A 13,701-nucleotide genomic window follows, 5' to 3' on the forward strand; every position below is an offset into this window, starting at 1 on the left:
CGCCTTCAGGCGACTGAGCGGTCGTATCTCCGTGGGAGGCAAGCAGGTGAACCCGTATCTCGATGAAGAGATGATCGCGCTCGGCGATCAGGTTCGGCGATTCGCCGCGGATCGCGTCGCTCCCGGCTTCCAGGAGCGCGACAGGACGCGCGTTCTCGATCGCCAGTTGATGAAAGCGATGGGCGAGATGGGGTTCATCGCGCCGGAGTTGCCCGAGGAATTCGGCGGCCTGGGATTGGGCTGTCTCGCGGCCGGAGTCATCCATGAAGAAGTCGCCCGCGCCGACCTCAGTATTTCCTATCTCAACCTGCTGGCCTCGCTGAACGGCCAGATCCTGTCCCAGCACGGCCGGCCGGATGTCGTCCGCCCCTGGCTCGCCCGGCTGACGGGCGGCGAGGCGCTATTGGCGATCGCGCTGACTGAACCGCGAGGTGGTTCCGACGCCGCCAATCTGCGCCTCCAGGTCGAACGGATTGGCGACGCATACGTCGTCAACGGCGAAAAGACATCGATTTCGGCTGCCGATCAGGCGGATGCAGCGGTGGTGTTCGGCCGCACCGGAACGCCGGAATCCGGCGCGCATGGCGTCACGGCGCTGCTCATTCCGATGGATCTGCCGGGCATCACGCGGAACCGCTTCGATTGTCATGGCCAACGCGCAATCGGACGCGGCTCCATCTTCTTCGAAAACGTTCGCGTGCCGGTATCGCATCGCCTCGGCGACGAGAACAAGGGCTTCGTGCAGGTGATGCAGGGCTTCGATTTCTCGCGCGCCCTGATTGGACTCCAGGTCCTCGCCGTCGCGCGCGTCGCGCTGGAGGAAACCTGGACATATGTCGCGCAGCGGCAAGCGTTCAACCAACCATTGTCGGCCTTTCAGGGAGTGTCGCATCCGCTCGCCGAGCTCGAAACACAGGTCGTGGCGGCACGCCTGCTTTGCCTGCAGGCGCTGTGGATGAAAGACAGGGATCTGCCGCACAGCGCGGAGGCGGCGATGTGCAAGTGGTGGGCGCCCAAACTCGCCTACGATGTCATTCATCAATGCCTGCTGATGTTCGGCCACGGCGGCTATGACCGCGGGCCCATGGAGCAGCGCCTGCGCGACGTGCTCGGATTCCAGATCGGCGACGGCACGGCCCAGATCATGAAGACCATCATCGCCCGTACCCGCGCCGGCCGCGCCGCGGTCCCCGCTTGAAAGCGCACGTGGCTTGACCCTGCAGGAATGATCCATGGAATTCGACGCTGTTCTTCTGCCGCCTCGCCGCGCCGAAGCTGCAGAAGCTCGCCGTGCAATACATTCCCGAGCGAGCTATCGTGCGCGACGCCATGCCGGCGACGCCGTAGGACGGGCGCTCGCCGCAGCAAATGCTCCGGCCGTCGAGTTCGCTCACAGCAGCGAATTGAACCAATCGAATACCGTCGTCTGACCGTTCAGGACGGTGCCGTCGCCGTAGAGGCTCGCCAGGAAAGTGCCGCGGTGGCTCGCGCCACTGACCGCAACGCCATCCGCAAAGTGTCCGCCCGAGGCGGGCGCCATCCTGACCAGGCTCGGGTGCAAGGCCTCATCGGCCAGTCCGTAATAGAACCTGATGGGAGAATCGTAGTCCCAATAGGTCGCGCTGTTCGCGCCCAGGCGGCGCAGGAGTTTGCTGTTGGTATCGTCGGTGAAGCGTTCGAAGAAGCCGTCTGCCAGGAAGTCGGAGGCTGCCGGAATGGTCTTTGCGACCTCCCCGTCGAGGCTGTAGTCGGACCAGTACTTCTCGGCGAAAGCGCGGTATTGCGGCTTGATCGCCGTATCGAACAGTCTGTTCAATCCATAATATTGCCGATAGCTGCCGAGCAGAACGACGAGGCACGGCGTGATCCAGGCTGGCGGCATCGGGTAGGCCGTACCGGTGGACGGAATGCAGGATTTGGGGCTCACCCAGTAGCGAAAGCTTTCGGGGAGATTGTTGAACGGGCTCTGGGTCGCGCTTGCCGCGATCTTGATGCGGCGGCGCTGCAACTCCTGTTTGAGCCACTGCGTGTTCAGGGCGCCCTGCGACCAGCCATTCAGGAACAGGGTGGATTTGCGCAGACCCAGTTTGCCGAGTTCCTGCAATCCGGCATTCAGGATGTCGAGGCAACATTGGACCGTTGCATCTTTCACCGCGTAGGCTTCACCGCGGCCATTCCGATAGGGTCCCTTTCCCAGGTAGTCCGCGGCGATGACGGCATAGCCGTTGCCTGCGAAGCGCTGGATATTGAAGAGCGTCTCGATCGAATCCACATTGTCGCGCAGTTCGTAGCTCTCGGCTTCGAGCCGGGTGAGGTTCGAAGGAACCTGGTCGAATGAAAGGATCGTGCCGTGCTGCCATGATATGACGGGCAGCGACCCGTGCTTGCCGGCCGGGACTGCGAGAAGCCCACTGACCTTGACCCTCTCTCCCGTTTCCGGCACCCGCGTGAAAGTGGTGATGCGCCTCAGCTCGACGTCGAAACGCGCGGAATGCTTCTCGACGGAAATCGGGCCGAGAATGTTGTTTTCGTTGAAGACCGAATAGAACTTCGTTGCCAGCGCGTTGAGCCGCTCCCTGGACACGCGGACCGCCCCGCCCGGATTCGCCCGTGACTTCCGGGCCGGCAGTGCAAGGGCAGGATCATGCCCCCCCATCGACATCGCGAATGAGCCAGCCGCAACACCGGCGGATTTCAGAAATCCTCGACGGCTGACCTCGGTGCATTCGAGGCTCGAGCAGAGGTCATCAGGTCTTGCTGTGCGGGTCATCATGTCTTCCGCCGCGGGACGTTTGGGTGACAGGTTGATAAACGCCAAAGCCTAGCGCTTCGTGAACGCGAAAATCGCTTTCCCTTCGTCCACAACCTCGGCAGCCGCCTCCGGCGCCTGAAATGTTCCATCCAAGCCGATGGCTTTCGACCGGCCGTGGAGAACACGGCGTGACCGGCCATGGGCGCTCGACGGGCTGCGATCGGGTTGTTAAGCCCGCCTCCCCGGGGAGCCTTTGAGTCGAGACATGACCGTTGCGATCGAGATGGGACACACGACCGCGGGCGCCCAGGCTACTCTGGACCTCGAGGAACTGCTGGCAACGCGCCTGCTGGTGCAGGGCAATTCGGGTTCCGGCAAATCCCATCTGCTGCGCCGGCTGCTGGAACAGAGCGCCCCCTGGGTGCAACAGACCGTGATCGACCCCGAAGGCGACTTCGTGGCGCTTGCAGACCGATTCGGCCACCTGCTGATCGACGCCGAGGAACACACCGAGCGGGGCCTGCAGGTCGCCGGCGAACGGGCGCGCATCCATCGCGTCTCCACGGTGCTCAATCTCGAGGGGCTCGACGCCGAGAACCAGATGCGGCGCGCCGCCGCCTTCCTCGGCGGGCTTTTCGAGGTCGCCCGCGACCACTGGTACCCGATGCTGGTGGTGGTCGATGAGGCGCAGCTGTTCGCGCCGGCCGTCGCGGGCGAGGTTTCGGACGAGGCGCGCAAACTCTCGCTCGGCGCCATGACGAACCTGATGTGCCGTGGCCGCAAACGCGGGCTGGCGGGGGTGATCGCCACCCAGCGACTGGCGAAACTCGCCAAGAACGTCGCGGCCGAGGCGTCCAATTTCCTGATGGGCCGAACCTTTCTGGACATCGACATGGCGCGCGCCGGCGACCTGCTCGGCATGGAGCGGCGACAGGCCGAGGCCTTCCGGGATCTGCAGCGCGGGCAATTCATGGCGCTGGGACCCGCCCTCTCCCGCCGCCCGCTGGAGCTGCGCATCGGTCCGACGGATACCACGCCACGCAACGCGATCCCGCGCCTGATGCCGATGCCGGAAGCAACACTGGACGCACACGCCATCGTCATGGCGGCACCGCCGCCCGAAAATAACCGGCCGCAGCGCCGGTCGGCGCCCGACCTGCTCGGCCAGCTGATGGCGGCGAAGTCAGCGGCGCTGGAGATCCGTCCCGAAGCGGTGGAGCAGCCGCTCAGCGCCGAGCAACTGGCGGAGCGGCATGAGCGCGTCGACCGTATCCTGCGAGCCGTGATGGCGGAACCCGACGCGGGATTCCGCGCCGTCGGCGTGCTCTATCAGGAGTTCGTGGTGCGCTGCCGGATCGAGGGCCTCGGTTTGGCCGTGCCGGATCTGGCCGACTTCCGTCGCATGCTGACGCGCGCCCGCGCCGGGCTCGGCTCCGATATGGCAGAACATGACGGGTGGCAGGATGTCTCGGTGCGAGCCTCGCTGCTGCCGGAGGATATGCAGGGCGTCTTCATGATGATCGCCCGCGCCGCGAAGGAAGGCTGGCCCTGCCCGGGCGATGCGGCGATTGCCCGCGCCTATGGCTCGCATTCGTTGCGCCGTGCCCGGCGTCTCTTGAGCTACATCGAGGAGCAGGGCCTGATCGTCTGCCAGCTTGACGGCGCCGGACGGCGGATCGTGACGCTCGTCGAACTGGCCTGGGCGACCGCACCGGGCGACCCCCATGCCGAGGAACTGGCAGTGGAGCAAGGCTGCAGCAGTTCGGCCCCATGATCATGGCGCCGGTCTGGCTCCGCGGTGTATGATCGCTCGGAGTCGCTGGGCGTTGCGCCACCGTTCCTTTGACGCGTCCGCGCTGCTGTCGCCGACCGCTTTTTGCATCGCCCGCTTAACAGGAGTCCTGAGCTTGAGCGTTGCCTTCACCAAGGAAGACAGTGCCGAAACGGCGTCGGAGACGTTGCTTCCCGACCGCCCGGTTTCACCGCATCCGAACCTCGTGACGGAAGCGGGATTAAAGGCTCTGGAATTCCAGCTCCAGGAGGCACGCGAGGCCTACGAGGCCGCGCAGAAGATTGAAGACGTCAATGAACGACGGCGGCAGGCCGCAACCCCGTTGCGTGATGCGCGCTATTTCGCAGCGAGAGTTCGGACGGCACAGGTCATGCCCGATCCGACCTCGACGGACACGGTCGCCTTTGGCAGGACGGTGACCTTCAGGCGAGACGACGGACGCGTCCAGAAATATCGGATCGTCGGAGAGGACGAAGCGGACCCCAAGGCCGGCACCATTTCCTTCGCGTCGCCGGTGGCGAGGTCGCTGATGGGTAAAGCTGTCGGAGATGTCGTCGGTGCATCCGCTCAGGAGCTCGAGATCATCGCGATCTCGTAGCACCTCGCACAAGATGCAGCCGATTGTCTGGAATGTCCGCGGATATCACCCGATGCGCGCTTACCCCAGTCGATCTGCATCATGGATGACTTGGGTCCATACCGTTCTTCCTGAACACGGGCGCGGCGGCGGGTGCGGACAGAAACGCCTGCAGTGCCTTGGCGGACTCTGAGGCATTCGAACCGATGGGGACACCACTGGAGTAAACTGTGACGTTCTGGATTTCTGCGGGCAGCGGACCCAGGAAGTCGATGCCCGCTTCGTGGACCAACTCGCTCACCTGCTGGAAACCGAGTTCGGCTTCGCCGTTCGCAAGATATTGAGCCACGCGTGTGCCGGGTGCCGGCTGTTTCGACTTGTCCTTCATCTGGTCGGCTATCCCCAGGCGATCGAACAGGCGCTGGATATAGACACCGCTTGGACCTGTCGAATAGGCAACCGCCCTAGCGGAAAGCAGCGCCTTCTTAACCGCCTCGCTCGAACTGATGTCGGGCCTGGGCGAGCCAGCCTTGACCGCCACGCCGACACCGGATCGGGCGATGTCAACGCGGCTACCCGGCATCATCTTGCCGTCCTTGACGAACGCATCAACGTCCGGTGCGCCCACGATAACGAGATCGAAAACCTCACCCGCACCAATGCGCTTTCTTATGTCTGCGGAGCCAGTCCATGTTGCCGTCACCTTGTTGCCGGTGGTGCTTTCAAACTGCGGGACGAGTTCGAGAAAAGCCTCTTTGACGGCTCCCGCGGCAAGCATTTTGATTTCGGCAGCCTGGACCACATGCGTCATCAACAGGCTGCAGGCCGCAACGGCTGCAAGGCGAGTTTTCATGTTGGATCTCCAGCGAGGACGAATTGCCAGATTACGTGCCTTCCAGCCCGACATCAAATGTCCGCTTTGGGTCAAGGGACCAAACCGCACGCGCGATAGGGCGTTGCTGCGGGCGGAATGCCGTGCCGGCAACATGGGGCCGGCCTCCGCAACTCTTCACAATAGCGGGCGTCGTCGCTGACAAGCCCCCGCCCGCGAGCACCCGCCGCACATAAATTTGTGTCGTGATCGATCGCGATTCGTGACAGAATAATTACAATCAGATTTGTGACAGTTTCGTTACAATCAAATGACAATTCGATTACGCGTGGAGCAGTTGATGAGTTTGGAATGGCGTGCGGAGCAGTCACCTACCCGATCAAATTACCTTGCCTGGTCAAATCCCGTGGCATGGTGGTGGGGCCTGTTGAGCCTGGTCAGTGGCGTCAACATCGCGGTCTGGTTTCTGCTGTACCGCCAGCTCCACCAGGCGCCGACCGGCTCTCTCGGCAACAGCTTCGGCATCCAGCTGATGCTGCTGCTTTGCGCGGCCTATGTGTTCGGCTGCGCCTTCAGGTCGTTCCTGCCGCGCGCGGATGTGCAGCGGATCTGCCTGTTCGACACCTGGCTGTCGAGCGTCTTCGTCGGCCGGTCGGTCGCGACCGTGGCCGAGATCGCCTTCGCGGCGCAGTGGGCCATCATCCTGCACCAGCTCGGTAGCATGACCGGTGCGGACACCACCGTGAACGCCGCGTGGGCGATCGTGCCGCTGATCGTCGTCGCGGAATGCTTCTCATGGCATGCGGTGCTGACCAGGAACTATCTGGGCAACGCCATCGAAAACTCGATATGGGCGGTGGCCTTCTTCATCGTCGGCATTGGCCTTTGCCGGTTGCTGCCCGAATTCGATGGCGCGGTCCCCGTGGTGCTCGCCATCTCGATTATCGGCATCGCGGCCTACCTGGCGTTTCTCATGACCGTCGACGTCCCGATGTATCTGAACCGGTGGCGAGCCGAGGGCGACGGCAGCTCGCTTCTGACACATCTCGAGGGCCTGCGTGACGTCAGCACGCGCTGGGTCGTGACCCACGACCTGGCCGAGTGGAAGGACGAGATCGCGTGGATGTCGCTGTATTTCAGCCTGGCGGTATGGTCCAGCCTCGCGCTGTGCGTGTTCTACTCGCTCGAGGATCAGCTGCCGCGCTATCGCACGGAAGCGACGGTCGCAAGCGCGCCGTCGGGCGCGCCGGCGCCGGCTGGCAAACAGCAGCCGGTCACGGCGCGCCTCGGTATCCAGTAATCAGGACAGCCAGCTCACCTTGCCCGTCGTGATGTCGTGCATCGCGGCGACGATCTTCAGCTGCTTGGCGTCGACCAGCGCCTTGATGATCGGGCTGCGCCTGGGCAGGCTCTCCGCCGTCAGCCGCGCGCTCGCCTCGGCGACCTTCTGAACCAGCGGATAATTATGCGAGTCGCGGTGGCCGTCCGCCTTGGTCAGGGTGGCCAGCGCCGGCTGAAAATTCTTCAGCATGGCCGTGATATTGCCGAGCTTGACGTTGTCCACCGCGGCCTTGATGGCGCCGCACGAATTATGGCCCAGCACGACGATCGCCCTGGCGCCCACAACCTTGACCGAATATTCCAGGCTGCCGATGATATCCGTGTTGACGAAGTTGCCGGCCACGCGCGCGCAGAACACATCTCCGATACGCTGATCGAACACCAGTTCGGGAGCCACGCGAGAATCGATGCAGCCTACAATGGCGGCGTAAGGCGACTGGCTGCTGGCGGTTTCCTTCACCTGCGCCATCAGATCGCAATTGATCGACTTGCCCGCCGTAAACCGCTCATTGCCGGCCTTGAGCCGCGCAATCGCATCGTCAGGCGCGGTCGACTTCTGGCGATCCGGCGTGAACACCGCGCATTCGGTCGTCTGCGCCCGAGCCGCGGTTGCGGCGAACTGAAGTGCTCCGGCAAGACACCCACAAAAGAAACGACGTGTAATCATGGCCTGCCCCACCCATGTTGCCGGCATTCGAAATCGACCGGTTGTATCGCGAATCTGACGCAATTCAGTGTTCGCCACAATACCGTGCCATCGCCGCCGACGTCAGTTATAGGCAAAGGATGAAGAATTCACTCCACATCATCGGCGGCGTCATCGGCGCAGTGGCGGACTTCCTCGCCACGCTGCTGGTACTCGAACTCGGCGGCTTCGGAAATCAGGCCGACCCGATTATGTCAGGCCTGCTGGCGCTGTTGGTATTCGCACCGGCCGGCGCGTTGGTGGGCCTGGTGATCGGCACCTGGCTCGGCATGCGATGGCGTGGCCGCAACGATGCCGGCGGGCTTGCCCGCAACAGCCTCAAGGCGTTCGGCGTCGTCGTGGCGCTCTGCGCCGTCGCGGGCGGTGCGTATTTCTGGTACGCGGTTTCGACCGCCACGCCCTGGCTCAACCCGAATGCCGCCAACCCGATTCTCCAGTTCGAGGTTCGCCTACCCGCGGGCGCGGCACTGCCGGCTGCCGCGCAGGACATCGCGATCGAATTGCAGACCGATCGGAACCTTATGCCGGGCGAAACCAGGTTCAACCAGTTCCGCCGCGATGGCGATCGAAGCGTGATCGTCGGCGACGTCGAACTCGCCTTTCGCACCGCCACTCGCCAGCTGCAGGTCAAGATCAAGGGCCAGCCCGATCGCGTATTTCGTATCGGACTGTCCGGCAAGGCGCCGCATGCCCCCTAACTCGGACCGTGGCAAACGCACCCCGACGGCAGCGAGATCCGCTATCGGGCGAAGTGGCCCGGACGCGATTGAACCGTCGCGGCCGCCAGCCGATCAGCGCCGCGAAACGCGCAGAACCCTTGAAGCCGCCTGATCGTCAGAGCCGGGGAATCTTTGCGGCCTCGATCACATCGGCCCATTTCTTGATTTCAGACTGGATCAAAGCGCGCATCTCCTCCGCCGTGCTCGCCTGCACGTCCCCGCCGGTCGCCTTCTCCAGCGCGGCTTTGGTTTCGGGGTCCGCGAGCGTTTCGCGAACCGCGGTGTGGAGACGTTTGACGATCGCCGCTGGCGTGCCCTTGGGCGCCAGCAGCCCTGCCCAGGTCCGGACATCGTATCCCTTGACGCCCGCTTCGTCGGCCGAGGGCACGTTCGGAAGCAACGGCGTGCGGGTCGGCGAGGTGACAGCCAGTCCTCGAACCGCACCGCTTTCAATCTGCGGCGCCAGCAGGACCGTGGTTCCGATGATCAAGGGAATATCCCCGGCAAGAAGCGCCGTGACGGTCAGGGAATCGCCGCGGTAGGGAACGTGGACCATCTTGATGCCGGCCATCATATCCAGCAGCTCGCCGGCGAGATGATGGGTGCTGCCGAAGCCGACCGAGCCAAAACTGAGGTTACCCGGCTTCGCCTTGGCTAGTGCGATGAGCTCCTGCAGCGATTTCGCCTCGAAATCGGCGCGAACGGCGACCACCAGCGCATAATAGACCATGGTCGAAATCATCTCAAAACTGTCGACCGACTCGTAGGGAAGCGATTTGTAGAGCGCCCCGGAAATCGCGTGAGCGCCGGTGACCAACCCGATGGTGTAGCCATCCGGCTCCGCCTTCGCGATGACGCCGGCGGCGAGATTGCCGCCGGAGCCCGGCTTGGCTTCGATGATGATCGGCTGGCCCAGACGTTTGGAAAGTCCGTTCGCCATGATGCGCGACATGGTGTCGGCGGCGCCGCCGGCCGCGAAGCCGTGCAGCAGCCGGATCGGCCGGCTGGGATAGTCATCCGCCATCGCCGGTGCGACCGACGCTGCGATGGCGCCGGCCAACAGCATGGCGAACAGCCGCCTGACAAAGCGACGGCGATCCGAATTGCGCGCGGTTGCGTTCATTCCCGTTTCCCCCGATGTCGATTGTTGTTTTTTTCAAGAAATCTGTCGCGTTCACTTCGCGCCGCGCATCCTCGGCGAGAATTCAGTCGCTTCCGGCGATGGACCTACCCCCCATACGTCGCGAGGCAACCCGATCCAGGTCTTCGGGCGCTGCGGCCGGTCGCGATGCCAGGGGCGCGGTTCGTAATATCCAAGCTCCTCATCGACCATGCGATCCATGTCGTAGAACAGCTCGATGAGGTATCCGTCGGGATTGCGATGATAGGCTGCGATGTTGTGCCCGGGGCCGTGTCGCACCGGTCCCCACAGAAGGTTGATCTTCCTGCGCCCGAGCAGATCGCATGCCTGCTGCATGTGCGATGCGTCGCGCAGCTCGAACGCCATGTGATGCAGGCGGGCATCGCTGCCGCGGGCAAAATTGAGGGCATGATGCTCGAACCCGCAGCGCATGAAGACGAAATTTTCCTCGATGCGATCGGAATCGCGAAACCCGAGAACATCCTGGTAGAAATTCGCAGTCTGATGCGGATCCGGCGCGTAAAGCGCCATGTGGCCGAGTTTGCTGACGGCAATCCCCCGCACCTGCTCGTCCGGCACGGTGAATTGCCATTGCGAAAACAGTTCGATCCGCCGTCCATCGATATCGGTAAAGACCAGCGTCCGCGCGATGCCGGGCAAATGGTCGGAGCGGATCTCCGAATTGATGCCGGCGGCCTGGAGTTGCCGGCCCACCTCGCCAAGTTCGGCGCCCGGACCAATCTCGAAGGCCATGCCGGTGCAGCCGGACGCGCTCCCCTTCTGCAGGACAAGCGTGAGTTCGCCGGCTTCCGAAGCAAACCATACGCGGTCAGCCTGTCTTTCGACGATGCCGAGCCCGATGATCCCTTGATAATATTCGACCTGCTGTTCGATATTATCAGTCACGAACGTCGCATGCCGAAGACGTTTTACCGCTATCATCGCATCCCACCCCAAGAGCACTTTGTTGAATCTGCTTCTCGCCGCCCCGCGCGTCAGTCGCGCCGCATAATGATTTTTCCGAGCGCCTTGCCGGAGTCCAGGAGCTCGTGGGCCTGGCGCACCTCGGAAAGCCTGAAGCGCGCCGAGATCGCCGGCTTGATCGTTCCGTCCGCCAGATGCCCGATCATGCGACGCATGATGTTGCGGCGGCCGTCGCGGTCGTGATCGTAGATGTGAAATGAAAAGCACCGGATCGCCGGGCAGACGTCGAGGTGCTTGCGCATTTCCTCCATCATATTCTGCGTCGGCAATCCGTCGAAGGCGTTGTACGAGACCACCGTGCCCCATTTGTCGAGGACGCCCAGATGACGGAAGAAATCGGGACCGCCGACATGGTCGAGTACGAGATCGACGCCACGGCCTTCGGTCAGCTCGCGGGTGCGTGCCACGACGTCTTCATCGCGGTAGTAGATGATGCCGTCGGCGCCCATCGACTTCGCAAAGGCGGATTTTTCCGGCGAGCTGACGGTTCCGATCACGGTCATTCCCGCCAGCTTCGCCAGTTGCACCAGCGATGAGCCGACGCCTCCGGCGGCGCCGATGACGAGAACCGATTTTGGCGGCCGCGCCGCGCCGCATTCATTCAGCAACGCCCACGCCACCTGGTAATTGGCGAGGCACACCGCGTCTTCGAGATCGACCTGTTCCGGCAGCAGATGGATGGCGTCCGCCGGCGCGGCTACCTGTTCGGCGTAACAGCCGCCGCGCTGGTGAAGATCGCGGGCGCTCAGCAAGACCTTCTGCCCGACCTTGATGTCGCGCACACCGCTGCCGATGGCCTCGATCCGGCCCGCCAAATCGTTGCCGGGATTGGCCGGCAGCGGCGGCATCCATTTGTAGACGCCGCTGCGGATCAGTTTGTCGGGCTGGCCGACCCCGAAGGTTTCTGCCCTGATCAGCACGTCGCTGTCGCCGAGCTGGGGCGGCGGGACGTCCTGATATTGCAGGGCTTCCGGGCCGCCGGGACGATGCACCAATACTGCCTTCATACGCGTTTCGCCCCGCTCCTGCCCTTGATTTTCGAAAATACTAGCTCTTGCGAAAATTATTGCAACAGCAATTTTGCACCGCTAGAGTGCCCGCCAGTCGGAGAGCGATTCCACATGAACGTGACGGCCTTCAAGCGCCGAAAGGAATTCGGAAAGACGCTCGCTTCCGATATCGCGCACCGGATGCGCAGTGAAATCGTAAGCTGCGGGCTGAAGCCCGGCGAGGTGCTCAAGTTCGATGCGCTGCGGCTGTCCTATGGCGCGAGCTTCACGACGCTGCGCGAGGCGCTGACCAACCTGGTCGCCGAGGGGCTGGTGGTGGCCGAGGAGCAGCGCGGCTTCAAGGTGGCGCCGGTCTCCATCGCGGATCTGATCGACCTTACGCGCGCCCGCATCCTGATCGACGTCGACCTGATCCGCCGCTCCATCGAAAATGGCGGAGATGACTGGGAAATAGCGGTCATTTCGTCAATCCACCGGCTTGGAATCATCGAAGGCCGCGCCGTGGAGGACTACGCCGACAATCCCGAATGGAAAGTGGCGCATCGGGAGTTTCATGAATCCCTGGTCGGCGCATGCGGCTCGCCGACGCTGCTCGGGATACGGCAGTCGCTGTTCGAACGTGCCGAGCGTTACCGGAATATCTCGGCAAGGCTGCGGCCGCGACCGCGCGACAAGGTCGGCGAGCACCGGGCGCTGATGAAGGCCGCGATCGGCCGGGACGCCGACCGCGCCTGCGAGTTGATCGCCCGCCACATCCAGACGACGACCGACAACGTCGTCAAATACGCATCGGAATTGTTCAGCGACAGCTAGGCCGGCCGGACCCGGGTCAGGCTCCAGACGCGCCCGTTCCGTGCCCTCTTCCGGAATTCGCTTGTATCATTTTCGAAAATAGTATTTTTTGCGCAAATCGGATTTCGGTTAGATCAGGGGATCGCACGTCATGAAGCTCATTTCGTTCTTGCGCCAGGAAACGGAAACATGGGGAGCCGTGCGGGGCGATGAGGTCGTCGACCTCGGCAAGGTTCTCGGCGGCTCGCTGGTTGATTTCATCGCCAGCCCCAAATTCGCCGAACGCGAAGCGATCGTCGCCGCCCACAGACCGGACCTGAAACTGGCCGGCATACATTTTCTGCCCGTGATCCCGCGGCCGGAAAAAATCGTCTGCGCCGTGCGCAACTACCTCGATCATCACAACGAGGCGGTGGCATTCGGCATGAAACGCGAGATTACCGAATTCCCGCCGATCTTCCTGCGGGTCTGGCGCTCGCAAGTCGCCCACAATGCGCCGGTGATCCGGCCCAAAGTGTCCGACAATCTGGACTGGGAAGGCGAGCTCGCCGTGGTGATCGGCAAGGCCGGCCGCCACATCAGCCAGGCCGACGCCTGGGATCACATCGCCGGCTATTCGATCTACAACGACGTCAGCGTCCGCGACTGGCAACGGCATGCGCAGCAGATCGCCTCGGGCAAGAATTTCGTCGGCACCGGTCCGTTCGGGCCGTGGCTGGTCACGCCGGACGAGATCGGCGACCCGACCAAGCTCAAGCTCGAAACGCGTGTCAACGGCGCCGTGGTGCAATCGAGCAATACCTCGATGCTCATTTTCTCGATCCCGCGACTGATCGAATATTGCTCGACCATTTTCGACCTCGTGCCGGGCGACGTGATCGCCACGGGTACGCCGGCCGGCGTCGGCTTCACCCGCAATCCGCCGGTTTTCCTCAAGCCCGGCGACGTGGTCGAGGTCGAGATCGAAAACATCGGCGTGCTGCGCAATCCGGTCGCGGACGAGTGAACCGCCCTGCCCAGCCGCCGCACGCCTCGCAACCGGCCTGCCAGCACAC

General features: G+C 63.3%; 13 protein-coding genes. 7 read left to right on the forward strand and 6 right to left on the reverse strand.

Going from position 1 to position 13,701, the window contains the following annotated elements:
• Positions 1 to 70: 70 nt before the first annotated feature.
• On the forward strand, positions 71 to 1,198 hold the full coding sequence (gene aliB, locus Q7T45_RS08195; protein WP_370691237.1) for a cyclohexanecarboxyl-CoA dehydrogenase: 1,128 nt from the start codon (positions 71 to 73) through the stop codon (positions 1,196 to 1,198).
• A 192-nt stretch (positions 1,199 to 1,390) separates the two neighbouring features.
• Here the strand turns inward: aliB and Q7T45_RS08200 are convergent, their stop codons facing one another.
• Complete coding sequence (locus Q7T45_RS08200) at positions 1,391 to 2,773, reverse strand: S9 family peptidase (protein ID WP_304869554.1); 1,383 nt, start codon at positions 2,771 to 2,773, stop codon at positions 1,391 to 1,393.
• Positions 2,774 to 3,017: 244 nt separating this feature from the next.
• Between Q7T45_RS08200 and Q7T45_RS08205 the strand changes: the two genes are divergently transcribed.
• On the forward strand, positions 3,018 to 4,526 hold the full coding sequence (locus Q7T45_RS08205) for an ATP-binding protein (RefSeq protein ID WP_304869556.1): 1,509 nt from the start codon (positions 3,018 to 3,020) through the stop codon (positions 4,524 to 4,526).
• 133 nt (positions 4,527 to 4,659) lie between these two features.
• Entirely contained in the window at positions 4,660 to 5,142 is a 483-nt protein-coding gene (gene greA, locus Q7T45_RS08210; protein ID WP_304869558.1) for a transcription elongation factor GreA, read from the forward strand.
• A 79-nt stretch (positions 5,143 to 5,221) separates the two neighbouring features.
• Here greA and Q7T45_RS08215 read toward each other — a convergent pair whose 3' ends face one another.
• Positions 5,222 to 5,974, reverse strand: coding sequence for a substrate-binding domain-containing protein (locus Q7T45_RS08215; protein ID WP_304869559.1), 753 nt, complete (start codon positions 5,972 to 5,974; stop codon positions 5,222 to 5,224).
• 319 nt (positions 5,975 to 6,293) lie between these two features.
• Here Q7T45_RS08215 and Q7T45_RS08220 point away from each other — a divergent pair, with 319 nt between their 5' ends.
• The gene (locus Q7T45_RS08220; protein ID WP_304869597.1) at positions 6,294 to 7,253 is read left to right on the forward strand and encodes a hypothetical protein; all 960 of its coding nucleotides are present in this window, start codon (positions 6,294 to 6,296) and stop codon (positions 7,251 to 7,253) included.
• Here Q7T45_RS08220 and Q7T45_RS08225 read toward each other — a convergent pair whose 3' ends face one another.
• Entirely contained in the window at positions 7,254 to 7,961 is a 708-nt protein-coding gene (locus Q7T45_RS08225; protein WP_304869561.1) for a carbonic anhydrase, read from the reverse strand.
• A gap of 119 nt (positions 7,962 to 8,080) precedes the next feature.
• On the opposite strand from Q7T45_RS08225, the gene Q7T45_RS08230 reads away from it, so the two are divergent.
• Positions 8,081 to 8,698: a hypothetical protein gene (locus Q7T45_RS08230; RefSeq protein WP_304869563.1), complete on the forward strand. Its 618-nt coding sequence runs from the start codon at positions 8,081 to 8,083 to the stop codon at positions 8,696 to 8,698.
• A 136-nt stretch (positions 8,699 to 8,834) separates the two neighbouring features.
• Here Q7T45_RS08230 and Q7T45_RS08235 read toward each other — a convergent pair whose 3' ends face one another.
• From Q7T45_RS08235 to Q7T45_RS08245, 3 genes are all read right to left on the reverse strand, one after another.
• The gene (locus tag Q7T45_RS08235) at positions 8,835 to 9,842 is read right to left on the reverse strand and encodes a tripartite tricarboxylate transporter substrate binding protein (RefSeq protein WP_304869565.1); all 1,008 of its coding nucleotides are present in this window, start codon (positions 9,840 to 9,842) and stop codon (positions 8,835 to 8,837) included.
• A 51-nt stretch (positions 9,843 to 9,893) separates the two neighbouring features.
• A complete protein-coding gene (locus Q7T45_RS08240; RefSeq protein ID WP_304869567.1) occupies positions 9,894 to 10,766 on the reverse strand; it encodes a VOC family protein in 873 nt (290 codons plus the stop codon).
• A gap of 89 nt (positions 10,767 to 10,855) precedes the next feature.
• On the reverse strand, positions 10,856 to 11,851 hold the full coding sequence (locus Q7T45_RS08245; protein WP_304869569.1) for a zinc-dependent alcohol dehydrogenase family protein: 996 nt from the start codon (positions 11,849 to 11,851) through the stop codon (positions 10,856 to 10,858).
• Between the two features lie 114 nt (positions 11,852 to 11,965).
• On the opposite strand from Q7T45_RS08245, the gene Q7T45_RS08250 reads away from it, so the two are divergent.
• Together Q7T45_RS08250 and Q7T45_RS08255 are read left to right on the forward strand one after the other, a co-directional pair.
• Positions 11,966 to 12,667 carry a GntR family transcriptional regulator gene (locus Q7T45_RS08250; protein WP_304869570.1) on the forward strand — a complete coding sequence of 234 codons (702 nt, stop codon included), beginning with the start codon at positions 11,966 to 11,968 and terminating at the stop codon, positions 12,665 to 12,667.
• A 130-nt stretch (positions 12,668 to 12,797) separates the two neighbouring features.
• Complete coding sequence (locus Q7T45_RS08255; RefSeq protein ID WP_304869572.1) at positions 12,798 to 13,652, forward strand: fumarylacetoacetate hydrolase family protein; 855 nt, start codon at positions 12,798 to 12,800, stop codon at positions 13,650 to 13,652.
• Positions 13,653 to 13,701 lie beyond the last annotated feature (49 nt).

Source organism: Bradyrhizobium sp. (genome assembly GCF_030646015.1).
GTDB lineage: Bacteria > Pseudomonadota > Alphaproteobacteria > Rhizobiales > Xanthobacteraceae > Bradyrhizobium.

Excerpts from the sequence above, each read along its gene's own strand:
- Q7T45_RS08245 (WP_304869569.1), bottom strand. The coding sequence starts at position 11,851 with ATGAAGGCAGTATTGGTGCATCGTCCCGGCGGCCCGGAAGCCCTGCAA.
- Q7T45_RS08230 (WP_304869563.1), top strand. The coding sequence starts at position 8,081 with ATGAAGAATTCACTCCACATCATCGGCGGCGTCATCGGCGCAGTGGCG.
- Q7T45_RS08235 (WP_304869565.1), bottom strand. The coding sequence starts at position 9,842 with ATGAACGCAACCGCGCGCAATTCGGATCGCCGTCGCTTTGTCAGGCGG.
- Q7T45_RS08255 (WP_304869572.1), top strand. The coding sequence starts at position 12,798 with ATGAAGCTCATTTCGTTCTTGCGCCAGGAAACGGAAACATGGGGAGCC.
- Q7T45_RS08205 (WP_304869556.1), top strand. The coding sequence starts at position 3,018 with ATGACCGTTGCGATCGAGATGGGACACACGACCGCGGGCGCCCAGGCT.
- Q7T45_RS08225 (WP_304869561.1), bottom strand. The coding sequence starts at position 7,961 with ATGATTACACGTCGTTTCTTTTGTGGGTGTCTTGCCGGAGCACTTCAG.
- Q7T45_RS08200 (WP_304869554.1), bottom strand. The coding sequence starts at position 2,773 with ATGATGACCCGCACAGCAAGACCTGATGACCTCTGCTCGAGCCTCGAA.
- aliB (WP_370691237.1), top strand. The coding sequence starts at position 71 with ATGATCGCGCTCGGCGATCAGGTTCGGCGATTCGCCGCGGATCGCGTC.
- Q7T45_RS08220 (WP_304869597.1), top strand. The coding sequence starts at position 6,294 with ATGAGTTTGGAATGGCGTGCGGAGCAGTCACCTACCCGATCAAATTAC.
- Q7T45_RS08215 (WP_304869559.1), bottom strand. The coding sequence starts at position 5,974 with ATGAAAACTCGCCTTGCAGCCGTTGCGGCCTGCAGCCTGTTGATGACG.
- Q7T45_RS08250 (WP_304869570.1), top strand. The coding sequence starts at position 11,966 with ATGAACGTGACGGCCTTCAAGCGCCGAAAGGAATTCGGAAAGACGCTC.